Raw genomic sequence first — 23944 nt, 5'->3', positions numbered from 1 at the left:
TATCCGTATTTGACCGTTATGTTTTTGAAAGTATTGTTGAAAAAGTTATCGCAGGCGGTTATGATGAGGATAGAAACAAATACTCAGCGCAGCTCCAGCATAATAAGTGATTTTTTCGTGCATCAAATGCAAGGCTTGGTTTTGGTGAAATATGGATTCCTGTGAAGAAAAATAATTTCATTATTTATGTTGCTTATAAGAGCGGTAAAGCAGTGAGAATGGCAAATCCCAATTTATATAATGAGAAAAGGAGGCTATAGGCTGTGAAAGTCAATATGTATATTAGTGGCGCTGTTCGTCAATTTAGTTATTGGTTTGCCCATGGAACATTGGGTTACCCTATTTTAGAGGGAATTGATTATACGGATTCCACAATGAAAGAGGAAAGCAGTTTCGCAGAGCAGGCTTTTGCAATATTTATGAATAATCTGGAACTGGATGAAGATGGAAGTGTGATAAATTACAAATATTGCGAGCAACGAGCAGCACAGTATATTAGAAGCTACTTTGAAGCTGGTTATACGGTTCAGCCGCCATTGGAAAGCTGGGAAACAGAGCTTTATCCTGTTAGTAAGGAAAGTTATGCAAAATAATATAAGCGATGAAATTAATAGGAACACATAGAAAGCCCAGTTTAACAGCCTTTGCTTTTAATAAACCGCATCATCCAGTTTATCGTAAACTGAAACAATGATTGTGCTGATAGCCCTGTTATCTTTGCTAACCTTAAGAGAAATACTTACATGTTGCTGCCGATACAAAACGAAATCAGCATCATTATCCGATGACTTCTCATGCTCAGTAAACCCCTTTTCTTCCAAAAGCGGTGTTACGTCATTGAGGTTTTGTCCTACAGAAATGCCATAAACATGGTATGGCATTGCTGTTATACTGATTTTTGCAAGCCGGTAGTCATTACTATCGTAGGGATAATTAAAATAAATCCCTTCAACACCATCCTTTGCTTCTTCCGCAAAATCAGGAAGAATATCAGAAGTTCCTTGGGACTGCTGCTTTTTCTGGGTTTTGTTTGAAAATTTAAGCAGCTCTAATCCACCGAAGTCGCTGTTTTGATTGATATCTTTAACAAGTTCTAAGGTTGCTTTGTATTCTTTCAATTCTTTATCTTTGTGTTTCGATTTATTGTTTTCTGCAATAAGACTGCCTCCAGCCAAACATGCTACAAGAACGACTGCTGTGATTATGACTTTTAAAAAGTGTGGTTTCATCTTATGTTCTCCTTAATTGGACGGCCTGGATACCATCAAGGTATCTCTTACTTCAATTTTACATACCATCGTCAGTATAATTATAGCGGTTTGGGATAGGTAAATTATAGTATATATTTGTAACTTTTTCAATGAAACAATCTAAAAATGGAGGTTAATTTTGTTTTTCATCAGAGAGACATTTTACATTATCCGAACAACTGCTATTGACAAATCGACTACTTGGTGATACTATATAGCGGTAGTAAGTAATACTGAATATCTGTTATACTGAATAGTAAGGAGTGATCGTGTTGGAAAATCTAACGGAAATGCTCAAAGGCGTTCTTGAGGGCTGTATCCTTGAAATTATAAGCCGTAAAGAAACCTATGGCTACGAAATCACACGGCAGTTGAATGCCCTTGGCTTCACTGATGTTGTGGATGGAACGGTGTACACCATTCTCGTCAGGCTTGAAAGAAGCAAGCTGGTAGAAGTCACCAAAAAACCTTCTGACATGGGGCCGCCGCGAAAGTTTTTCGCACTCAATGATGCGGGGCGAGAGGAACTGCGGAGGTTCTGGGGAAAGTGGAAATTCGTGTCATCAAAAATCAATGAGTTAAAGGAGGAGAAATAATGGATTTTTGGGAAAAAATAACGGGAAGTGATATGACGAAAGAGATGAAAGCATTTGAAGCGCGTGCCAAAAAGCTGCCGGCTGATTATCAGGCGGCTTGGGAAAAAATTAATGCCAATCTTTGGTCCCACTCAGATTTCACCGGCCGCAACCTCATGCCAATTCTTGACGGTGTGCTTGGGCTGCTCGAAGAATCGGCGGCGGAGGGTCAAAGTGTCCAAGAGATTTTGGGTGACGATATCAAAGGCTTCTGCTCAGCGCTGGTCGGCGAAGAAGGGGCAAAGTCTTTTCGCGACAAGTGGCGCGAGCAACTTAACAATAATATCGCTAAGAAATTAGGTGAATAGATTGAAAAATGTGTTATATTTTTAATCTTTCTATTTAAGCAGTATCACAAGCAAGCTTGTGATATGCATGGGGATTAGTGTGAAAATTAAAAAAGCAATTTTTGCACAAGTGCCTGCGAAATCCTCGGCCCAATCTTGCGGCGTATTGGGAAGGCATGGCTTTTAGCGTGAAAATTAAAAAGCAATTTTCACACACAAGATTGTGCTTACGAAATCCTCATCCCAATCTTGCGGCGTATTGGGAAGACATGGCTGTTAGGTTAAAAAAGGGCTGTTTTTTCAACTACGTATTGAGGAATATCAAATCAAAGATTTGTTATTCACGAAAGGAGTTAAAATGAGAATACAAGACATTATCGAAGGAAAAAGAGAGTGGCGGGCGCACATGGCACGTGTCAAAGCGCTTCCTCAGGATTATCAGATTGTTTATAAAGAGATTCAAAAATATCTCTTTAAGGTCGGCCCAGCCCAGCTGACTGAGGGGGCGGGTTTACTCTCAGGGATTGTCGAGCTTTTTGAAGAGGGTGCGGCTTTTGGGAAAGGTGTACTCGAAGTGACGGGCAGTGACGTAGCGGCTTTCTGCGACGATCTAATCAAGGATTCAAAAACTTATGCTGATATTTATCAGGAATCTGTTGGGCAGGAAGTTAACAAGGCTATGAAAAAGGTTACGGATAAAGCAAAGTAAATGGGAATTACGGTCAGCAAAAACATCATGTTCTTCCCACTATTTTGTCCCAAGTGTAAACAGGAAATGATAATCGATGTAAGAAAGCGGAATATAATCGTTAGTAAAGGGACAGACGTTAAGAGGAAGAGCCGGTAATCGTGAGTGAAATCACAGTTGTCGGCTCTTTCTTTAGGTTAACTCCCCAAGCTGCATGGATGCTGCATACTTAACAATGGATATTAAACCATTGCTTTAAAAGCAGTATGTATATTGCTGAATGATAACGGTGGTTTTGAAATGACATCAAAGCCGGATTTTACAAGGTTTTTAGATACCTATTATTTTACATCAGAGCATTTTCTCATAGTATGTGATTTTATTTTGTAAACTTTATATTATCTAAAGAAATGTTATCTGAGCTTGAGCCAACAAATAATATCATATTCCTTACGGTACTGTCATTAGAATCAGCAGCTATCGTTTTGAAATTGGGACTATCATCAAGAGAAATAGTCAAGGCTGCTTTATAGGTACCATCTGATTGTGCTGTAAAATTATTTGCACTGACACGTACCGCTCTTGCCGGATTTGCCCATCCATGACTGGTGCTTTGGGGAATAGCAGCTATCGAAACATTGGTTGGTGAGGGAGCTATAACATCCATTGTAAGTTTTGTATCTCCATATATATTAATGGACTGACCCCAGACATCAGCTGAAAGACGGGCATTTGCCCAAAAGTTACCTTCTGATAGATCATTGCTGCCATAGGTATTAAGTCCCCGAAGTTCTAATGCATTGTTTGCATTTTGTATCATAATAGCAGTAATCGGGCTATCTGCATTAATACCAAAGCCTTGTGTAGTTCCATCGTTAAAATCCCAGAAACCGGAAGAAAAATCCAATGGCGGCTGAGGCTTGATTGGCTTGGGATCTTCTGGAGTGGCATAATAAAGACCTTTAATACGGGCACGTGCATATTGGCCTGATAAAGTTAATTCACTCTCTGACCATACTTTATCATTACCTGGGTCAAAGCTTGTGGAACTATTTAATGCAGAGGCTACTTCATCCTTATTGCAGAGTGAAAAATTACACCAGCTTATGTTATTTGCATTAAGGAAATCCAACCATGCGTCAGCTTTTGCTAAATAGGGCCCGGTAGTACCTGTTGCAAGGCTGGTTCCCCATTCTGTAGCAAATACTCCAACACCATGATTCAGAGCATATCTAACATTACTCATGGCATTATTTCTATCGGAATCTACATTTGATACCGGATTGGTACCGCTATAAAAATGAACGGAATACATTGTATTTTTGTCATCAATTGGATTGTCTGCTGCCAAATCAGGTCTTTGACTCCAGAAGGGGGAACCAACAATGATAAGATTTTCGTTACCTTTATTTCTTAGGAGTTGTACGATAGGAGCTGCATAAGCTTTTACCTGAGCCCATCCGGCCGCATCATTTGATACACCTCCATTGTAACCATTAGGTTCATTACATAATTCATAAATAATGTTTTTATTATTTGGATATAAATCAGAAATTTCATTGAAGAAGCTTTGTGCTCCTGAATAGACACTGTTGTTTGGATTTCCCGGATTTATCATATGCCAGTCTACAATCACATACAGATCATTTGCAATGGCATAGTTTATTCCATTTATAACGGACTGTTTTACGGAAGGATTACTTGCATACCCATCTTCAGCTACATACATCGCAAGGCGGATTACATTTGCCTCCCAGTCGTTGGAGAGAGCTGCAAAAGCATTATTGTTAATGACCTGAGGGAACCACTGTAACCCATGGGTACTCATACCCCTTAACTGAATTGGATTTCCATCTTCGCTGCATAAGGTCTTTATGCCATTTTTATCAAGTACCTGTAATTTACCTCCAACAGAAGGTTTTTTTACATCAGAATTACCAACTAGATGAGAGTAATCTGATGAAGCTGCTGTAACGGTCGCTTTCGGTATGATAGATATTATCATAGCAATCATTAAAGCAAGAGAGATCAAAGTTCTTTTTACATTTTTAACCATAGTGTCCTCCTTTTTGTTCTTAATCATCTGCTAGTGCGATATCGTAATGCAAATTCCATATATTTCAAATTTGCTCCATCATATTACCGCCAAAATTTTTTGATGTAAAGTAAAAATTTGCTTACGAAAACGAATGTTTCTTAACAAAAGTGATATAATATTTATAAAATTCAGACAATATTTTTAAAAAACAGAAAAAAATTTACAAAATCATGATATATTTTCTACAACCTGTTATTGAAGTTATAGCCCCCAAAGTCATCCTTTTATTTGAAGAATCAGGGATTATCCTTATGTTGCTTTGAGCTGTAATGTTGTGGCTTCCCCTTTGGCAAATATTAAATTCTATAGGTATATCAGAATGGTAATAATCGAAAAATTTACTTAATGAAACAAAGAGTTTTAAGGAGGGATATCTTGATGAAGCCAGACGGACTATTTAAATATTCTGTATAAGATGATAGCCTGAGAAAGCATATATCAGAGAGGTTCTGTGACCCCGATATCATGTCATTTAGTTCAGAAAGACACAAGAGCAGAATATGAAAAAAATACATATCCTGCTCTTTTTTCTGTATCAAAGCTGTTTATAGAAAAACCTTACGATAAAAAGACTGTTCATTATTGCCCTGTTTCTGAAAAAACATGAAGAATCCAACGGCTATTTTAGTAATCCCATCAAGCAGGGCAATATAAAGAAATGGAATGGAAGGAAATAGCAAACCTGAAATACAGTACATCAAACACAATATTCCCAAAACCACTACGCTTCTGCCATGGACAAAGTAGAAAACAAAGAAATGGATTGCAGTGGCAAGAAGCAGACATAACCATATCGTCCGGATATTCTGCTTGGTCAGCCAGCAAATAGTACCGAAAAAAGCACATAAAAAGCATAAAGTAAACAAAGCAAAATCCGAAGTCTTTTTCTGGAAATCAGTCTGTTTTCCAGTTGCTAACTTATCAAAAATAATTTTTCTATTTCCATAGCACAGATAATACCCTCCACTATATCCTATAACAAATATAAATGGATTGATGTACATTCCGTTCCCAAAGATAGCGGCTAGGATGATAATAATACCTATAAAAGAGAACCATATCCCACAAGTCTTTTTTGTTACATAGTTAAATACTTCTCCGTTATATCCAAATTTCATTAATATGGTTTTCAAAAGTTTCTGCTCCTCTGATTTTAGCATCTGTAATTTGCAATATTTACCCGCATATATTTTTGGTCCAGTTTACTACATCCCCAACTTGCTGTCAAGCATCGGGCATACTATATTTTGCAGCATCAGGCATACCTATATTTTGCAAGGTCATACTGGTTGAATTTTGCTATTGGTGCATAATAATATTCAAAGGAGATGCTCTAAGAATAACTTACCGTGAAAGCCAATTCCCCATGGCTGTTGCTCTCCAGGTTCAAATTCTTTTGAGAACTTTCGTTTTTCATTTTAAGTTTTTAATTATTTTCTGCTTAATTATATAATATGCATCAATTATTTATATACTGCTTTTATTAATATATCTTGTCTGTGATTTCCAAAATCCCTCCCAAAAAGGTTAATACCACCGGGGTGGGCACTGTCTTTATCAACTCCTATTGCGAAATTAAAATAATAGTTATCCTTTAATTCCAGAGATTCAATATTATGTGAAGATACTTTCTGATTATTCAAATAGCATCCATCGTTTTTAATTACCAGCTCTCTTAATTCTCCGTATTGGGTATTGGAATCGCTCCACCAGGTGGGATTATTCGCTCCCTTTTGTCCGCCATAATCTCCTTTGACCGTAAAAGTGGTGATGAAAGTATTGTTAATTTTTATAAATATATCGGAAGGCCAGTAATTATTATACCCTGGAGCTTCGGCACAGACTTCAAAGCTGATGGATACATATGCTAAATCGTCATCCTTAATATCTTTATTAGGTATGTGGTAAACAAGTGAACCGGTGGTAAACCAGAGGAGTGAGGCATTTACATGATTCGGATCATAAAAGCCATGAGGAGTGTCCTCGATATTTATATAGGACATGGAAGTTACCAGGCCACAGGGAGCAGTTATATTGCAATCTGAATAACTTCCGATGGGTATTTCGGTAAGCTTGGGAGGCTTTGTGCCGTAATCCCGCAATGAAGAAAAGAAATTGAAGGTAACCTCATCCACTTTAATGCCACAAAGCTTTTGTGAACCATGAAGGCCAGGTCTGGGAGTCACTGTAATCAGATTTGCTTTCTTAAGATTATTACAGTGCATGCATATGGAGGACATAGGAAGGAATAGATCGTGAGAAAGCTCGCTCATAGTCATGGAATTTTTAATTAGCAGCTTTAATATCTCCAGGCGGACAGGTGATGATAATGCTTTTGCCATTAGATAAGAGCGTTCAATATCTACTAAATTAAAAAAAAGGGACTCTTTACCTGTATTCATATAATCCTCCTTGTATTTGAATTATTCATTGATGCTTATAGGATGATAGGCTAATCAGCATCAGAAGTTCATTATAAGCATAAATCAGCAGCAGTGTCTACCATCTGGTAAGGATAAAAATTTACTACAAGAAAATTGTAGTAAAACATATAAAGTGCTACTAATTGTATAAAGCAAACATATATGATTGACTTATATAGAGATAATATATACAATATCCACATATTTAAGGCTTTTAAAACGAATAGTGATACAGGATGTGGAATTATAAGAGAAATGACATCACGGTGTAATAATGATAATGATGGACAACAATACAGGAGATTATTCTATTGGGGATTGTTATTTGTAAAATGTTGTATTGTGCCATTTTTATAATATTAAATATGAAAAAAGAAAAGGAGATTGAAATGAAGAAGGTAATAAGTATATTGGTGGTATTTGTTATGATGTTCTCGCTGGCAGCATGTGGCGGAAAAACAGAAAAAACAAGCTCAGAGCCTACACAACCGGCAGCAGCGAGCGGAACTTCAGAGACTCCCTCTGAAGTGGACATAAGCGGAAAGGGCCTGGAGATAGCGGTTAGGTATACCGGTAAACAGTTAGAGGTTTTTCAAAAAGTAGTAGACGATTTTAATGCAAAATACAAAACAAAAGTGACGGTATCCTCATATGGTGATGACTATGAAGCAACATTAAAAACCCGTATGGCTTCCGATGAATTGCCGGATATATTTGAAACTCACGGCTGGTCAATCCTTCGTTACAAAGAATATTTAATGGATTTACGTGACCAGGAATGGGTAAAGGACTATGATGATTCTGCACTTGGTGTAATCAAGGACACAGACAGTGCGATTTATGTATTGATGATTTCAGAAATGATCGGCGGTACTTTAGTTAATCTTGATGTATGTAAAGAAGCTGGAGTAGATCCATATACCATCTATACATGGGATGATTTACTGGCTGCCTGTGAAAAGATCAAAGAAGCCGGTTTTACCCCCTTATCCAATGGAATTGGAAGTGGAGAGCTTGCCAATATAGCCGGTACATATTACAACTATAAGGGTGAAAAGTATGAATTATCTGATTCGATGATGGACGGGACCTTTGATTGGTCCGTATATAAGGACCTTCTTGGAGACTTATCCAAATGGATTGATAATGGCTACTTATATAAAGATATTGCTACAATGACAGGAACGGATTTTACTGAGAGATGGGCTGCCAATAAATCGGCTTTCTATGTAGGGAATGACCCCGGATTTTTGATTGCTGCCAAGCAATTGAATAAAGACGGCAATTATGCATTTTTACCTTGCTTTGCATCCACTAAGGAAGGAGTACAATTTGTTCCTGTTGGAGAAGGAGATGCTTTTGGTGTCTGGAAGGATACTAAAAACGAAGATGCAGCAAAGGTCTTTCTTAATTACTTAGCTACTCCGGAGGTGGCAACAACCATTAATAAGGCTACCGGTAAAATCAGTGCCCTTAAGAATGCGGTAGAGACAGATAACTACGGTGAACAGCTGTTTGCGGCACTGAAAGAAAAATATCCAAATACCTTTTATGAAAATTACTGGGACAGAAAATACATGCCATCCGGTATGTGGCCTATTTTTGGAAATGCGGGTGCATTGCTCTTGACAGATCATTCTGATAAAGGAATTGAAGATGTGATTAAGTACTTATCTGAGAACTTTAAGGATTTATATGAGCAGGCCAGCGTTAAATAACTAAAAGTTTAATCAATGAGCGGGGCAGCGAAAGCCGCCGCCCCGCTCATTATGTATGCCATTATGCAATAGAAGAAAGATGCCGGCAAAGCTGATGAATAAGCTTTGCCGGCATGATAGGGCAGAATCCGGAGGTATTGATTTGAAAAGGAGAAGATACATTTATTTATGCTTAACAATTCCTGCTATTTTATTAATAATATTATTTATTGCTGTACCATTGTTTAATGCTATCAGCCTTTCGTTCTTAAAATGGAATGGTTATTCACAGAACAGAAAATGGATTGGTTTTGAGAATTATATACAAGCTTTTTCAGACCGCTTGTTTTGGAGAACTCTGATTAACACACTTATTTATGGGTTTGGATCTTGCCTGCTGCAGAATCTTGGAGGTCTCTTTGTGGCAATTTTTCTCAACAATAAATTCAGAGGAAGAAACGGAGTAAGGGTAGTTGTGTATATGCCGATTATGATATCTGCTTTTATCATGGGTCAGATATTATATTATTTCTTTCAATATGATGGTGGTGTATTCAATGAGATTCTTAAACTTTTCGGTTTACCGGCTGTTTACTGGATGGAGAAGGGATGGACTGCGGTAAGCTTGATTACTCTGGTTAATTCCTGGCAGTATATTGGTTTATGCATGATTATCTATCTTGCTGGATTACAGAACATTCCCAATATGTATCGTGAGGCAGCACGTTTGGACGGAGCGAATAAAATCTATGAGTTTGCCCATGTGACGCTACCGTTGCTCATTCCGGCGATAACCACCGCTGTAGTCACTAATCTTATAGGCGGCTTCAAGATGTTTGATGTTATCGTGGCTATGTCGGGAGGCGGGCCGAGTAAACAATCCATGTCATTATCTTACTATATCTCCACTCTTTATTTTACGGATGAACGAGCAGGCTATTCGTCAGCAATCGGTGTTATTCTGTTTGCTGTAATCATTATCATAACCCTGCCTGTGAATGCATGGCTAAGAAAAAAGGAGGTTGAATATTAGAATGAAAAAAAGCAACATATTAATAATACAAACGAAAAGCGATTCAAAATTATGGCATTATTTAGTTGCAGTTTTATTGATTATTGTATATTTGCTTCCAATTTATATTTTAATAAATATGTCATTCAGAGATGTGACAGATATCACTTCCAGATTATTTCTTCCCAAAAGATTGAATTTAGAAAATTACATGAGTGCTTTTTTCGGCAAAGATCTTTGGATTGGGTTTAAGAATTCTACAATTATTGTTATTGAAACGGTTTCAATTCAAATCGTGATAGGCGCATTAGCAGCATACGGACTTGCCAGAAGCAGCGGAAGAATTGCAGAAGGCATAAGAAAGTTGAATATGGGCATTATGATGATTCCCGGATTAGCGCTCCTGGTTGGTACTTATTCCTTGATGGTCAAGATGAATATGGATAATTCTCTCTGGGGATTATCACTATTGTCTGCAGCAGGTGCATTACCAGGCACAATATTTTTATATGCCAACTTTATAGTTGCTATTCCGAAATCTTTGGATGAGGCTGCTGCAATTGATGGGGCAGGTGTAATCCGCACGTTCTTTAGTGTCATTATGCCCCAGTTAAAAGCCATTACGGTGACACAGATAATCTTTGCGGCTACGGGCTCCTGGAATAACTACTTAATGCCAATGTATTTGCTGCAGAAGAAATCACATTTTACAATTATTCAGGTAATTAAAGCTGCTTTTAATCAGAGCAATGGCAATTCCAATCTGCCGCTAGCCTGTGCTACCTGTGTGCTCGGTCTGCTTCCTGTTATCATCCTCTATCTGTTCTTGCAAAAGTATATCATACAGGGCCAGATTGACAGCTCTTCCAAATAATTTAATAAATGAACATAATGTGAAAGGTTTAAACATGAAGAATTATGCTATCCCACAATTAACAAGTAAGTTATACAAAAACCCATTGCCAATCCAAAATAAAGGGGCGTTATCTGATGCAGAGTGCAGGATTAACGGAGACCCTTTTGTAATGAAATATAACGGAGAATATTTTTGCTATTCCACCGGGATGAAATATGTAAATCTGCTGCATTCTACGGATTTGGTTCATTTTGAACATCTGGGTGGGTGTATTGAAGATTCTGGGAGAGAAGATTTCTGGGCTCCCTGTGTCATATATCTGAATGGAAGATTTTACATGTATTATTCCAGTAATCCCGAGGGAGAAGAAGATAATCATGCACATTGCCTGCGTGTTGCAGTGGCAGATTCTCCTTATGGTCCCTTTGTTTTTCAAAAACAGCTTCTTGATTTATTTTCAATCGACCCTCATGTGATTAAAACAGATGACGGTAAACTGGTCATGTTCTATGCAGCAAATAATTATAACGGTACAGATCGAAACTTTACCGGGACTATTGTTTTGCAGGATGAAATGATAGATCCTTATACCTTAGCCGAAGCTCCAAAGCCTGCGGTAATTCCTTCCATTAAAGAAGAGATGTTCATGGAAAACAGGTTTGGTGACGGAAGAGACTGGTATACCATTGAAGGAGCATTTTATCTTAAAAAAAGAGAGAAAGAATACCTTATGTACAGTGCTAATGCCTTTACTAATCCATCCTACTTTATCGGCTATGCAAGAGCGGAGAAGGGATTGGGCTTAAACAGCTGCAGATGGAGCAAGTATCCGAATAATACGGATTATGACCCCTTTATCTGTCAGAATGATAAAATAATGGGAACAGGACACAACTCGGTAGTTAAGGCGCCTAACAATGTGGATGACTGGATTATCTATCATGGAAAAGAATCGGAAAATCATCAAACAGAGGTATCTGCCTATAGAGAAATGAGGATAGACCCAATTATATACGGAGAGGATCAGCTGTATACCATTGCACCAAGCAGCGAATTACAGGATGCACCAGCAGAGCCGTTATATAGGAATTTGTATAATGGTGAACCGGGAAAAGAAGTATTTGCATTCGGTCATTGGAATATTAAGGAAGGACGTTTGTGCCAGGATAACAGGAACATCATTTCGAATACATATCTCAAAGACATAAGTACGGAAAATTACATACTTGAAGTAAATACCAGATGGCATGCGTACCACCTGGGAGGCAGATATGGTATATTTGCCGCTTATTATGATAATCAAAATAATGTTCAGGTGATATTAAATGAGGGAGAGCATACGGTGGAGCTCTATGCGATTCTGAACGGATGCCAGACACAGGTAATTTCGGTAAAACTGGAGAAGGAGTTTGATTTCACAGCATATCATAAGCTGACGATAAAAAGAACAACAAAGTTATTTCTTATATATGTGGATGATTTATATATGGCAAAGGGTGTTTATTCCATCGGAAAATCTACCGTTGGGTTAATATCCTACTATACTGGGACAGATTATGCCTCCATGGAATTGACAGAATACCTTGAGTTAGACCAGGAGAATGTTTCGGAATTTGCCGCCCAGATGCTTTCAGATAACAATACCCTTGAAAAAAACTGGTCCATTACCGATAATGGTATTGTGGGCTATGCGATTGATAGTAAAGCCCTCTTGATTAATCAAAAGAAATCGAGATATCGATTTTCTGTAAATCTGGAACAGCAGCTAAAAAAGCAAAATGCTTACAGTGGTATTTATGCCGCATATTATGATGAAACAAATTATATTGCGCTGTTACTTGATACGGCAGGTAAAAGAATAACTGTGAAAACTTGCCGGAACGGTTTGGCTAATGAGAATTCAGCCATTTCTGATGAGGCAGGACCGAATACCATAACGGTCAAGCGATACGATAATAAAATAATTATCCTGGCAGGGACGAAAACTATTCTGAAGGATGTTATTGATTTTGGGGATTGCCATTGCGGATTCTATGCGGAAACCAGAACATTTTTCAGCGGCATAGAATTACTGTCACTCTAGCCTTGGCTGACTGGTGTTTTAATTAAAAAATGGGAGGTATAACATGGGTATATCATCAAATGATGCAATTATGGACAAGAAGGATCCTTTTCGACCAGGCTATCATCTGTCAGTTCCGGAAGGATGGATGAATGATCCGAATGGACTCATCTATTATAAAGGAAAATATCATGTATTTTATCAGCATAATCCCTATGCACCGGTATGGGGGCCGATGCATTGGGGACATGCAACGAGTAGTGATTTAATCAACTGGACACAGGAAGCAATCGCATTAAAACCGGATAAAGAATATGAAATTCATCCTGCTTTAGGAGGGTGTTTTTCCGGTAGTGCGGTTGAATCAGCTGGAAAGATGATACTAATGTACACAGGCTGTGTCCAGGATAGAGATCCTTTTCAGTGTCAGGCTTTGGCTGTCAGTGAAGATGGATATACTTTTGAAAAATATAGTGGTAATCCTGTGATTGCCGCTCCTCCGATCGACTGTACCAAAGAATTCAGAGATCCGAAGGTATGGGAAAAAGATGGCATGTTCTACTGCGTAATAGGCTCACAGAGTAAAGATAAGGGCAGGGTTCTTTTATATCGTTCAAGGGATCTTTACCAATGGGAATACCTGGGCGTCGTAGCAGAGAGTAACGGTAAAATGGGAGATATGTGGGAATGCCCGGATCTTTGTACCCTTGATAAGCATGATGTATTAATTTATTCACCGATTAATGCGGAGGAAGGGGATACCAGATATCTGTCGGGCAATCTGGATTATAATACGGGTAAGCTTTCCGTTATTCAAGACGAGATGTTGGACCGGGGCTCTAATTTTTATGCCCCCCAGACTCTTGTTGACAAAAATGGCCGGCGTATCCTGTTTGGATGGATGCGCTGCTGGGAGGAGCATATGCCGTCAGAGCCTTACGGATGGGCAGGGCAGCTTACAATTCCCCGCAGACTGTGGACAGATGATAGTGGGGTACTGCATCAGGAGCCGGTGAAAGAATTAAAAACACTCAGAAAAAACAGAACAAATTATGAATTGTCAGCAGTTCAAGAGATGAAGTTAGGCACAGTGGAAAGTAACCGCTATGAAATCATACTCAGTGCATCTGGAGAAGAAGTAAATGATTTACGACTTTATGTAAGATGCTCTGAGGATAAAAAAGAGCAGACTGTAATTCATATTGATACGAAAAATAGAAAGGTCACTCTCGATCGTTCCCATTCAGGAGAAGGGGAAAAAGGAATCTATTCAGCATCCATTGAATCAGAGGCGGACGGCAGCTATCGATTTCATATCTTCATAGATAATAATACTCTTGAACTCTTTACCTCCCAATATACAGTGGCAATGAGCTTCTATTTATGGCCGGATGTCAGCAGTACAGGAATATATTTTGAATCAAATTCTGGTCTGGCTTGCAAAATTGCGGCTGATCTATGGGAGCTGGGCTAACGAATACGAGATTATGTCTACGCTGTGGCATGCTGGTATCAGCCAGAGTCCCATATTTCGATTCTAAGCTTTTGGATAGAGTAAAAGGCCAGAATAAATGAAAAATGATAGAGAGGCAGAAGATGTATAAATTTGATGTAGTAGCATTGGGTGAATTGTTGATTGATTTTACGAACAACGGTATCAGTAACCAGGGAAATACCTTATTTGAAGCGAATCCGGGAGGTGCACCCTGCAATGTGTTAGCTATGTTAAATAAATGCGGGAAAAAAACATCGTTGATTGGGAAGGTCGGAGAAGATATTTTCGGTGTTGAATTAAAATTAGTCTTGGATAATTTGGGAATAGATACATCAAATCTGGTCACGGACAAAAAAGTTCCTACGACTTTAGCTTTTATACATACCATCAAGGATGGGGACAGGGAATTTTCTTTCTATCGTAATCCCGGTGCGGACGTGATGCTCAAGGAAGAGGAAGTTAATGAGAAATTAATTAAAGCAGCCAGAATCTTTCACTTCGGATCACTTTCCCTGACTCATGATGAGATAAGAAAAGCAACCAAAAAGGCATTAAAAATTGCTAAAAATAATAAAATAACCGTTTCCTTTGATCCAAATTTACGGGAGCCTTTATGGGAATCTCTGGAGGAGGCCAGAGAGCAAATTGCATTTGGCTTAACGCAATGCGATATATTAAAAATTGCAGATAATGAACTTCAATGGTTTACCCGGGAAAGTGATTTTGACAAGGGTATTGCAAGGCTGAAAGCGGAGTATAATATCCCTTTGATTCTGTTAACAATGGGGAGAAGGGGAAGCAGAGCCTACTACAAAGATTTTTATGTGGAAGCTCCCCCTTTTCTTCAAGAGAATACGATAGAAGCTACCGGAGCAGGGGATACATTTTTCGGCTGCTGTTTGAATTACATCCTGGAAAATGACTTAAATAATATGAATGAAGAGGCTTTATTGGAGATGCTTACCTTTGGCAATGCAGCTGCATCAATTATAACAACGAGACGGGGGGCACTGTGTGTAATGCCCGGTTGCTCAGAGGTAGAATCACTGATTAAGAAAGAAAACAGATAAGAGGGCCTGGAGAACTGTTTTTGTGATATAATGAAGGAGAAACACGGCATAAAAGAACCGAATCAATTATTTTTACAGTGTTTCCGGCTTAAAGCAATTTTTAGAATCATTGCAGTGCCAATGTTAAATTGAATATAGCTGTTTTTTCAGTAATAGGAAATGAAGAGGAAGAAAATGAATAGGTTAAGCAGTGATTTAGAGGCGCTTAGAGGAAGGGGCTATCTGGAAAATTATGACCTGGGGGAATTCCAAGAGCTTAACAGAGCGGAGCTGATAAAGCTGCTGCAGGATAAAGTCCCTGTTCGCCGGTCTGCAGCTGCAAAAGTCCTGGGTCTAAAATACAGTGAAGGTATGGACGAAATAGCGGATATCCTTCTGGAGCAGCTTTGCAAGGAGAAAAAGCTGTATACAAGACTGGAAATCTGTGCCGCCCTTGAAAGGGGCAACACCTTAACAGCAAGGAAAATGATTCCGTATATCGGCAGAATCGGAGATAACCGGCACAGTGTTCTTCCCGACAGGCCGTCACTAAAAAGCAGCTACCCCTTGCCCAGAGATTTGGTAGTGAGAAGCCTTGCCAGAATGAAGAGGGAAATTATGCCTGTATTAATGGAGGTATTGGATAGCGGAGATAGGGATAGGATAAGGGAAGTACTGGATGCAATCGGTTTTTTAGCGTTTTATCACAGAGAAGCAGCAGCTGCCGAATACATGGATAAAGTGATTGAGACAGTCGAAAGGCATAGGGAGGATGAAGTTATAACCTGGAAGGGAATTATTTGTCTGTCCGCTTTTCCCTATGCGAAATCGAGAGAATTCCTTAAAGACATGTGTGAAAACAATAAAAATAAGCTATTGGTACAGGAAGCAGAAAGAGCTCTTAGGGTAATGAGATAATGAGAAATGAGCTTGTTAGAAGGGTGTGTCATGTCCAAAAACGATAATATGCTGGCTATTTTATGGATGCTGAATTCTGGTGCTAAAATGACGGCAAAGCAGATATCTGAAAAGTTAGAAATCAATATAAGAACGGTGTACCGTTATATAGATGCACTTTGTGCCAGCGGAGTACCTGTCATATCAGACACAGGCCATAACGGCGGGTATAGCCTGCTGAACAATTTTGTCAAAGCGCCTTTGCTATTTGACCTGGAAGAGCAGAAGGCACTTCTTCATGCGGCCGTTTTTGCAAAAGAAGCCGGATATCCTTTCAATGAGGCATTGACCAGCGCCGCATCAAAGCTGAAGATGTATTCAAATCAGGAGCAGAAAAGTATACTTAACCGTCATCTGGCCGGGTTTGATGTTATAAACCGTGCAGATAAGCCTTCTCTCCAGCCGGTATTGGCAGTATTGGAGGAGTCCGTGGCAAATGAATACTCTGTGGAAATTGATTACCGATCAGGACGTCAGGAACAGCCTAAGAGCAGGGTGATTGACCCCTATGGAATAGTTTACTGGAACAATAAATGGTATACGGTTGCATTTTGCCATCTAAGAAATGAGATCCGCAGCTTTCGGGCCGAACGGATATTGCAGATAAGGCAGACCCAGATAAAGTTTCAGCGTCCCGAAGCTTTTGCAGCCCGCGATTTTTTTATGAAAAATCTGCTGCCGGACATGGCTGGAAAGACCGGATTAATTACTTTAATTATCGAAGGCAGGGCGGAAGCACTGGATGATTTGTGCCTGCACTGGTTTCTGGGACATTATTTGAAGGAGCGGACTTCCAATCAAGCTGTGTTTTGGCTGGAAGAAAATATAATTTACTCCTATGTGCCTTATTTTCTTCTATCCTATGGAAAATCCATTCAGGTAACCGAGCCCCGGAGCTTCCGGAATAAAATGGCGGCTGTTACATCGGAATTAATGGAATATTATCAAATAAAATAGCTTGACTGACAGCGGATGTCAGTCAAGCTATTTTATAATTATGTTCATCACCGGTTACGGATGGTGTTAACTGCTATTTGATAAATTCTAAAACAAGGAGGATGTGTATATGAGCAACAGGGTATACTTATATGTGTTTGATACAATGTCAGATTGGGAAACTGGCTATGTAACTGCCGAATTAAATACAGGGAGGTATTTTAAAAAAGGGGCTGTCCCATATAAAACGGTCACTGTGGGAATGGGCAATTCGCCTGTTACTACAATGGGAGGCTTGAAGATATTACCGGATCTCAAGCTGGACGAGTGCAGTATGGATAGCACAGATGTATTGATTTTACCTGGGGGAGATACCTGGACGGAATCAATTCACCAGCCAATTTTAAAAGCCGCTGAAAAGTGTCTGGAAAATGGCATACCGGTTGCAGCAATTTGCGGTGCCACATTCGGACTGGCCCAGAGCGGACTGCTGAATTCCCGCCGGCATACAAGCAATGACTTACAATACCTTAAAATGACCTGCCCTGCATACACCGGTGAGAAGTACTACAAAGAGGAGCCTGTTGTAACGGACGGAAAACTGATAACAGCCGCCGGGATAGCTCCATTGGAATTTGCTCTCCACATCTTTAAGGCCTTAGACGTATTTACAGAGCAAAGCTCAGATGCCTGGTATAATCTGAATAAAACTCATGATCCAAAGTATTTCTACCGGCTGATGGATTCAATCCAATGAAGGCGGATTTAAAAATATGGGGATTGAAAAATACACTCAGCTCCGTGAAAGCTGTTTTACGGCTTTTATACCCCAAATATACATGGACGAAAGCTTAGATTAGCTTCTGACAACCAAATTAAATTTGAATTAAAAGGAGAAAAGATGACAGATAACATAAAGCATATGGGTGTAACAGGTAAATACACTAAGAATGGAATACCCAACGGGTTTACAGCTATAACACCATTTATAGTAGTGAAGAACCCTTCCGAAGCAATAGAGTTTTATAAGGCTGTATTTCATGCAAGGGTTAAGGACATTACGGAGTTTTCCTATGGAGAGGGCGAAAAAACAGTTGTTCACGCGGAATTGAATTTTGGATATGGCTTTTTGCAGCTGGGAGCAGCGAATCCGTCATATAAGCTGGTCCTGCCGCCGGAGGAGGATAATGCATGTTATTCTCTGGCAATTTACGTTGAGAATGTTGACCAGGTATATGAAGAGGCAGTTGCAAGAGGAGCAAAAGCCAGGGAGCCGGTTGCGGACTTTGTTTCAGGTGACAGATACGGAAGTATTTTGGATCCCTTTGGAGTGAGGTGGTCTATTATGACCAGGATTGAGGATTTATCAGAGGAAGAGAGCAAGCAGAGAGTAAGTGAATGGGCAGAGAGCTTAAATACGGCAAATAATCCTTAATCAGGGTAGATAATCAGCAGGGAGAGCGAGGGCTTTCCGCAGATTGGCAAACAGTTATTGAAAGACATGTATAATTATAGGAAGGCTGGTTTTCGGTATTCGAAAACCAGCCTTTTATATATTGGGTTAAAGATTAAATCGGGAAGTTAAAAACCCCGCTCCAGTCAAAATCTCCGGAGGTCTCTACATTTTTGGGCCAGCCGGCACACCAGTCCGGGACAATCGGATTTTCGACTCTGTCAAGGCTGGGTGTATAGGGCTTGATATCGATAACCGGAGTTCCATCCTCCGCATCGATAAAAGCCAGGCCTATGATTCCCTTTTCAAAATCCAGATAGGTGATATAAGCACAGGTAAGAGCTATTGGATTTGGGCGTTCGGGAGAACGCGTTGCAAAGGTCCCCAATATATCCGGAGAAGCTTTGTAGGGGCTTTTCTCAGTCAGCTTTGAGCGGGAAGCCGGATTGTCGCTTTGATGAAACCACCAAAGAACATTAATATAGCCAAATCCCTCCAGATTTTTGAGAGCAGGAATAAACTCTTTTTCCAGCTCTATGCGCGTTCCGTGGTCATCCCCACGGACCGTTCCAATTGATTTTACAGTAAATTGTTCCATAAATAATCTCCTATTCATTTTATTTACGGCGCCGATATATTCAGTATACCAATGTGTTTTTATACTACAAGCCTTTTTTGAAAAATTTTTTTTGATTCGGGTAAATAAGCCAATGTCACGTTTATTGAATGTATATTTGGGGTATAAAAATACATAGTTGAAAGCTAAGATTGACTTATGACACCCGAATCATTTTTAAGGCATAGTATTCAATAAGCAGCCTTATAGACCAGGCACATGTATAGCAGATGATTCATATAATATCCGGAGAAAGTTTCGGAGAGATAACAATATGGATTTTTATAATTATGGCAGACATAATCTCTATACTTATAGTGAAGTAGCCCCATTTATACAGGCCATAGTCCCGCCTGTGAAATTACAGCAGACAGATAATACGGATATCTTCACATATCCCCAGAATTTTCAGGGTGCACTTGAATTAATCCGGCAGGCTCTGTTGGGTGAAAATGAGGACAGGATGTTTTATATATGGCTCATTGAGCAATCCCCGTCAGAGGAGGATGCACAGATTATCTCCGGCATCCGTGACAATGAAATTGGACACTATGCCCTGTTTCGCCAGCTTTACTATGAATTGACCGGTGAGATGCCTCCCCAGGTTCAGGATGAAGTATTTGCGCCCCCGGCAAGCTATTGCCAGGGATTAGCCAATGCCTTACTGGGAGAGCAGAATGCGGTGCAGAGATACCGTAAAATTCTTTATGCAATGCAGGACCGTGTTCATATTAATGTCCTTGTAGAAATCATTACGGATGAAATCCGGCACGGGATTCTTTACAGTTATCTGTATGCTAAAAATGGATGCAGGGGAGTTTTATAAAAAGTTAAAAGGGCATAATTACACCCACCCTTCCAGGCAAGTGAAATAACGGAACCTGCTGCAGGAGGGGGAGCAGCACAGGGAGAAGTTCAGAATATTATAAGCAGCCGGCTTTTATTAAGCCGGCTGCTGCAGTATAGAAAATAATATAACATAGGAAATGCTATAACTTTAATCGGCATATAGCATTATAGTTCAGGTAAATATTTTTCATATACATACCTTTAGAAAGGAAAATCACGTAATACTTTGCAGACCTGATTTCATAGCCAACTGCCGGAGGGTAGGGTTATACATAGCCGGGGATTTTAGGTTTTTAAGAAGCAGGTTTAACTTGATATCTGCTGACCTTTTTTTATATCTGGCCAGGAATCCGTCAATTCCCTCCTCCAGGCTCTGGGCTAAGTAGAAGGAACTTTTTAAAGCGTAGCTGATTCCTTCCGCAGAGCTGGGGCTGATGGCACCGGCGGCTTCTCCAACCAGAGCAATCCCGTTTCTTCCGGCGTTAAATTGTGATACCTTTCTGGGTCTGAAGATAAAGGCACCTTCTGTTTTTATCTTGTTATCGAAATGAAAACCCCGCTGCGTTAGCTTTTCCTTCAGCAGGTCATATTTTTTTCTGGCATTTTCCTTAGGCCGAAGGGCGGAACCTAATAACAGGTAATTCTCCTTTGGAATTATCCAGGAATAGAAATCACTGATCTCTTCATCGAAAATCGCTGTGTAATAGGGTATTTTATAGGGACATTCAAACCATTCCTGAATAGCGATATACTTTTCAGGAGCTATTATATGTTTGCTAATGAGATTTCTTACCCGGGAGGAGGCTCCGTCAGCTCCGACAATAAGTCTGGTTTTTGCGGACAGCTCCTGACCGTTGGATACATATCTGATTTCATAGCCCTCCGGTATTTCGGAAAAGCTTTTAAAGGCAGAGTTGAACTTTCTGTCCACACCGGACGGAAGCAAGGAAACCAGCCATCTGTCGAATTTTTCCCGGTCAATGTTAAAATAGAATCTCTGGTACAGTCTTTCCAGGTTGTTGGGCAAATCAATGGTCCTTACAGCAAAGAGCTGGGGGTCCACCAGAATATCCTTGGGTATTCCTAAACCCAGCCTTGCAATCATTTTCTGGGCATCGGGTGCCAGCAGGCCTCCGCAGCATTTAATTGCCGGGTTCTTGGGGTTTTCATTTGCCAAATCACGCCTGTCTATCAATAAAACCTTATATTTATTTCCAATTAATCTTGCAAGGTTTGCCCCTGCTGGACCGGAACCGACAATTACGATATCATACATGAATTATTCACCTGTTTCCGAATTTTTATCATTTCTATATTCCAGGATATCTCCCGGCTGGCATTCCAGTGCTTTGCATATGGCCTCCAGGGTTGACAATCTGACAGCTCTTGCTTTTCCGTTCTTAAGAATGGAAAGGTTCGCCATGGTTATTCCGACTTTCTCCGAAAGCTCTGTTACACTCATTTTTCTTTTTGCCAGCATTACATCGATATTAATTACAATTGCCATGTCATTCACCTCAAACTGTCAGATCATTTTCTGATTTTATATCTATGGCATTTTCCAAGAGCTTTTGAAGAACAGCTGCAAAGACTGCAATTACAATGGGAGCGAAGGTACAGACCAATCCGATAATCAGGATACCCGGAGCGTCGTCCTTCTGAGCCATAAAGTAAAAAAGCGGCATGCCCGCACCATACACGATACCTATGATGGCTGCGCTGTATTTTATATATTTTAATGAGTTTACGGATAATTCCGAGAAGGCATTGTTTTTGTCAATATAACTCAGAAGCTTAAAGGCCTGGTACAGAGTGAAGTAAAAGGGTATCGCCGTTAGATATACACCTGTTAAGACCGGCAGATAAACGGCTCTTGGATAATGGGCCGCCGCCTTTTCGGCTATCCAGGGCAGCAGGAATATACACAGAACAAGAACTGGAATCCCTATCAGAAAAAGAGATATTTTTAAAAAGAGAGTTTTCCTTTTCATTAAAAGCACCTCACTTACTTTGATAAACAGGCCAACGGGAAATATACCTGCATGAATAAATTATATTTTACAATTTATCGAATGTCAATAAATTATTATTGAAAAGAGATGGAAGTTTATCGCAAATCAAATAAATTCTAAGCTCGTAGCTTAATAGTAGCAGGAGATGCTGCTTTGTAAATTGAAATTTAGTATTGACAAAGAATTATTAAAAGCATATATTGTATATATTGAGTATATACAATATAACGAGCAAGGAGAACAGCAGGTGGATATCATAATCAGTAATTCCAGCGGGAAACCAATATATGAGCAGATTACAATGCAGATAAAGAACATGATTATGAGCGGTGAGCTAAGGCCGGGGGATTCTTTGCCCTCAATGAGGCTATTGGCAAAAGAACTGAGGATTAGCGTAATAACCACAAAAAGGGCCTATGAGGATCTGGAAAGAGACGGATTTATCACTACCCTGGTTGGAAAAGGAAGCTTTGTCTCGGAAACCAATACGGAAATAATGAAAGAAGAGCAATACCGCACCATTGAGGAATTTTTGCAAAAAGCTGCGGAGATTGCAAAGAAAAGCGGCATAAAGCTGGAAGAATTACATCAGATACTAGACATGATATTTAAGGAGGATTAAAAATGGAATATGCAATTGAGGTAAATCAGCTGACAAAGCAATATGCCAGCTTTAAGCTGGATAATATATCATTTTCTGTCCCCAAAGGAAGTATAATGGGCTTTGTTGGTGAGAATGGAGCGGGTAAGACTACTACAATCAAATCTATTTTAAATCTCATTCACAAGGACGGAGGAGACGTTAAACTCTTTGGGCTGGATTACGCAAAGGATGAAAGGAAAATAAAAGAACAAATAGGGGTTGTCTTTGATGAAAGCTATTTTCATGATTTTCTGACAATCAAGGATATTACGAAAATAATGGGGAGAATCTACTCTAATTGGAGCAATGAAACTTTTGAAAGCTATACCAGTCGATTTAAATTGCCTAAGGATAAATTTATGAAAGAGTATTCCAGAGGTATGAAAATGAAGCTGACCATTGCGGTAGCGCTATCCCATCAGGCAAAAATTTTAATACTGGACGAAGCTACCAGCGGTCTGGATCCGATTATAAGAGATGAAATACTGGACATTTTTCTGGAGTTTATACAGGATGAAGAGCATACCATATTTTTATCTTCCCATATAACCAGTGACCTGGAAAAAGTCGCAGATTACATTACCTTCATCCATGAAGGGAAAATTATATTCAGCGAAAGCAAGGACGATTTAATTTACCGGTATGGTGTGGTCCATTGCAGGAAGGAAGAATATGAAAAGCTGGATAAAAAACACATAGTAGGAGTCAGGAAGAGCCAATTTGGTTATGAAGTCATGGTAAATAATAGAAAAGAGATCGAAAAGCATCATAGAGAGCTGGTGGTTGACAATACTACCATTGAAGAAATAATTTTATTTATCGTCAGAGGAGAGTGTGAAAATTAAAAAGCAATTTTCACACACAAGATTGAGCCTGCGAAATCCTCGGCCCAATCTTGCGGCGCGTTGGGAAGGCATGGCTGTTAG

Annotated in this window: 26 protein-coding genes; 18 read left to right on the top strand and 8 right to left on the bottom strand. The window is 39.5% G+C overall.

The window, feature by feature from the left end; genetic code table 11:
* Nucleotides 1-263 precede the first annotated feature (263 nt).
* Nucleotides 264-593 (top strand): DUF7677 family protein, encoded by a 330-nt coding sequence (locus BUB77_RS26045; RefSeq protein ID WP_073280107.1) that lies wholly within the window; start codon nt 264-266, stop codon nt 591-593.
* A 57-nt stretch (nt 594-650) separates the two neighbouring features.
* Here the strand turns inward: BUB77_RS26045 and BUB77_RS26040 are convergent, their stop codons facing one another.
* On the bottom strand, nt 651-1229 hold the full coding sequence (locus BUB77_RS26040) for a hypothetical protein (protein ID WP_073280106.1): 579 nt from the start codon (nt 1227-1229) through the stop codon (nt 651-653).
* A gap of 293 nt (nt 1230-1522) precedes the next feature.
* On the opposite strand from BUB77_RS26040, the gene BUB77_RS26035 reads away from it, so the two are divergent.
* The 4 genes from BUB77_RS26035 (at nt 1523) to BUB77_RS31080 (ending at nt 3019) form a co-directional block, all read left to right on the top strand.
* Nucleotides 1523-1846, top strand: a complete 324-nt coding sequence (locus BUB77_RS26035) for a PadR family transcriptional regulator (protein ID WP_207650866.1) — start codon at nt 1523-1525, stop codon at nt 1844-1846.
* Nucleotides 1846-2193, top strand: coding sequence for a DUF1048 domain-containing protein (locus BUB77_RS26030; RefSeq protein WP_073280104.1), 348 nt, complete (start codon nt 1846-1848; stop codon nt 2191-2193). Before BUB77_RS26035 ends, BUB77_RS26030 begins: the two co-directional genes overlap by 1 nt.
* 337 nt (nt 2194-2530) lie before the next feature.
* Nucleotides 2531-2881, top strand: a complete 351-nt coding sequence (locus tag BUB77_RS26025; protein WP_073280103.1) for a DUF1048 domain-containing protein — start codon at nt 2531-2533, stop codon at nt 2879-2881.
* Complete coding sequence (locus tag BUB77_RS31080) at nt 2882-3019, top strand: cysteine-rich KTR domain-containing protein (RefSeq protein ID WP_084124753.1); 138 nt, start codon at nt 2882-2884, stop codon at nt 3017-3019.
* 220 nt (nt 3020-3239) lie between these two features.
* Here the strand turns inward: BUB77_RS31080 and BUB77_RS26015 are convergent, their stop codons facing one another.
* The 3 genes from BUB77_RS26015 to BUB77_RS26005 all read right to left on the bottom strand — a co-directional run bounded on the left by BUB77_RS26015 (nt 3240) and on the right by BUB77_RS26005 (nt 7360).
* Nucleotides 3240-4916 (bottom strand): cellulase family glycosylhydrolase, encoded by a 1677-nt coding sequence (locus tag BUB77_RS26015; RefSeq protein ID WP_073280102.1) that lies wholly within the window; start codon nt 4914-4916, stop codon nt 3240-3242.
* 587 nt (nt 4917-5503) lie between these two features.
* A complete protein-coding gene (locus tag BUB77_RS26010) occupies nt 5504-6091 on the bottom strand; it encodes a DUF6609 family protein (protein ID WP_073280101.1) in 588 nt (195 codons plus the stop codon).
* Between the two features lie 330 nt (nt 6092-6421).
* Nucleotides 6422-7360, bottom strand: a complete 939-nt coding sequence (locus BUB77_RS26005; RefSeq protein WP_073280100.1) for an ArsR/SmtB family transcription factor — start codon at nt 7358-7360, stop codon at nt 6422-6424.
* Between the two features lie 410 nt (nt 7361-7770).
* Between BUB77_RS26005 and BUB77_RS26000 the strand changes: the two genes are divergently transcribed.
* The 10 genes from BUB77_RS26000 (at nt 7771) to BUB77_RS25955 (ending at nt 18880) form a co-directional block, all read left to right on the top strand.
* Nucleotides 7771-9099, top strand: coding sequence for an ABC transporter substrate-binding protein (locus tag BUB77_RS26000; RefSeq protein WP_170866757.1), 1329 nt, complete (start codon nt 7771-7773; stop codon nt 9097-9099).
* Nucleotides 9100-9154: 55 nt separating this feature from the next.
* Entirely contained in the window at nt 9155-10111 is a 957-nt protein-coding gene (locus tag BUB77_RS25995) for a carbohydrate ABC transporter permease (protein WP_330392702.1), read from the top strand.
* A gap of 1 nt (nt 10112) precedes the next feature.
* Entirely contained in the window at nt 10113-10964 is an 852-nt protein-coding gene (locus tag BUB77_RS25990; protein WP_084124740.1) for a carbohydrate ABC transporter permease, read from the top strand.
* A 34-nt stretch (nt 10965-10998) separates the two neighbouring features.
* On the top strand, nt 10999-13029 hold the full coding sequence (locus BUB77_RS25985) for a glycoside hydrolase family 43 protein (RefSeq protein ID WP_139241330.1): 2031 nt from the start codon (nt 10999-11001) through the stop codon (nt 13027-13029).
* Nucleotides 13030-13072: 43 nt separating this feature from the next.
* Complete coding sequence (locus tag BUB77_RS25980; RefSeq protein ID WP_073280097.1) at nt 13073-14482, top strand: glycoside hydrolase family 32 protein; 1410 nt, start codon at nt 13073-13075, stop codon at nt 14480-14482.
* Between the two features lie 122 nt (nt 14483-14604).
* Entirely contained in the window at nt 14605-15573 is a 969-nt protein-coding gene (locus tag BUB77_RS25975; RefSeq protein ID WP_073280096.1) for a carbohydrate kinase family protein, read from the top strand.
* Between the two features lie 174 nt (nt 15574-15747).
* Nucleotides 15748-16470: a HEAT repeat domain-containing protein gene (locus BUB77_RS25970; protein ID WP_073280095.1), complete on the top strand. Its 723-nt coding sequence runs from the start codon at nt 15748-15750 to the stop codon at nt 16468-16470.
* A gap of 30 nt (nt 16471-16500) precedes the next feature.
* A complete protein-coding gene (locus BUB77_RS25965) occupies nt 16501-17466 on the top strand; it encodes a helix-turn-helix transcriptional regulator (protein ID WP_073280094.1) in 966 nt (321 codons plus the stop codon).
* A 109-nt stretch (nt 17467-17575) separates the two neighbouring features.
* Nucleotides 17576-18202, top strand: a complete 627-nt coding sequence (locus BUB77_RS25960) for a type 1 glutamine amidotransferase family protein (protein WP_073280093.1) — start codon at nt 17576-17578, stop codon at nt 18200-18202.
* A gap of 144 nt (nt 18203-18346) precedes the next feature.
* Nucleotides 18347-18880 (top strand): VOC family protein, encoded by a 534-nt coding sequence (locus BUB77_RS25955; RefSeq protein ID WP_073280092.1) that lies wholly within the window; start codon nt 18347-18349, stop codon nt 18878-18880.
* A gap of 133 nt (nt 18881-19013) precedes the next feature.
* On the opposite strand, the gene BUB77_RS25950 is transcribed toward BUB77_RS25955, so the two are convergent.
* Nucleotides 19014-19496, bottom strand: a complete 483-nt coding sequence (locus BUB77_RS25950) for an SAM-dependent methyltransferase (RefSeq protein ID WP_073280091.1) — start codon at nt 19494-19496, stop codon at nt 19014-19016.
* Nucleotides 19497-19788: 292 nt separating this feature from the next.
* Between BUB77_RS25950 and BUB77_RS25945 the strand changes: the two genes are divergently transcribed.
* A complete protein-coding gene (locus BUB77_RS25945) occupies nt 19789-20340 on the top strand; it encodes a ferritin-like domain-containing protein (protein WP_073280090.1) in 552 nt (183 codons plus the stop codon).
* 237 nt (nt 20341-20577) lie between these two features.
* Here the strand turns inward: BUB77_RS25945 and BUB77_RS25940 are convergent, their stop codons facing one another.
* Genes BUB77_RS25940 through BUB77_RS25930 form a run of 3 tightly spaced genes read right to left on the bottom strand, consistent with a single transcriptional unit; the run spans nt 20578 to nt 22354 of the window.
* Nucleotides 20578-21639: an FAD-binding protein gene (locus BUB77_RS25940; RefSeq protein ID WP_073280089.1), complete on the bottom strand. Its 1062-nt coding sequence runs from the start codon at nt 21637-21639 to the stop codon at nt 20578-20580.
* A gap of 3 nt (nt 21640-21642) precedes the next feature.
* On the bottom strand, nt 21643-21870 hold the full coding sequence (locus BUB77_RS25935; RefSeq protein WP_073280088.1) for a helix-turn-helix domain-containing protein: 228 nt from the start codon (nt 21868-21870) through the stop codon (nt 21643-21645).
* Between the two features lie 10 nt (nt 21871-21880).
* The gene (locus BUB77_RS25930; protein ID WP_073280087.1) at nt 21881-22354 is read right to left on the bottom strand and encodes a DUF2975 domain-containing protein; all 474 of its coding nucleotides are present in this window, start codon (nt 22352-22354) and stop codon (nt 21881-21883) included.
* A gap of 268 nt (nt 22355-22622) precedes the next feature.
* On the opposite strand from BUB77_RS25930, the gene BUB77_RS25925 reads away from it, so the two are divergent.
* Both BUB77_RS25925 and BUB77_RS25920 read left to right on the top strand, forming a co-directional pair.
* Complete coding sequence (locus BUB77_RS25925) at nt 22623-22997, top strand: GntR family transcriptional regulator (protein ID WP_073280135.1); 375 nt, start codon at nt 22623-22625, stop codon at nt 22995-22997.
* A gap of 2 nt (nt 22998-22999) precedes the next feature.
* On the top strand, nt 23000-23863 hold the full coding sequence (locus tag BUB77_RS25920) for an ABC transporter ATP-binding protein (protein WP_073280086.1): 864 nt from the start codon (nt 23000-23002) through the stop codon (nt 23861-23863).
* Nucleotides 23864-23944: the final 81 nt, after the last annotated feature.

It is taken from the genome of Anaerocolumna jejuensis DSM 15929, from assembly GCF_900142215.1.
GTDB lineage: Bacteria > Bacillota > Clostridia > Lachnospirales > Lachnospiraceae > Anaerocolumna > Anaerocolumna jejuensis.
Note: the sequence above shows the minus strand (reverse complement) of the source record. Positions and strands in the feature narration are given on the sequence as shown.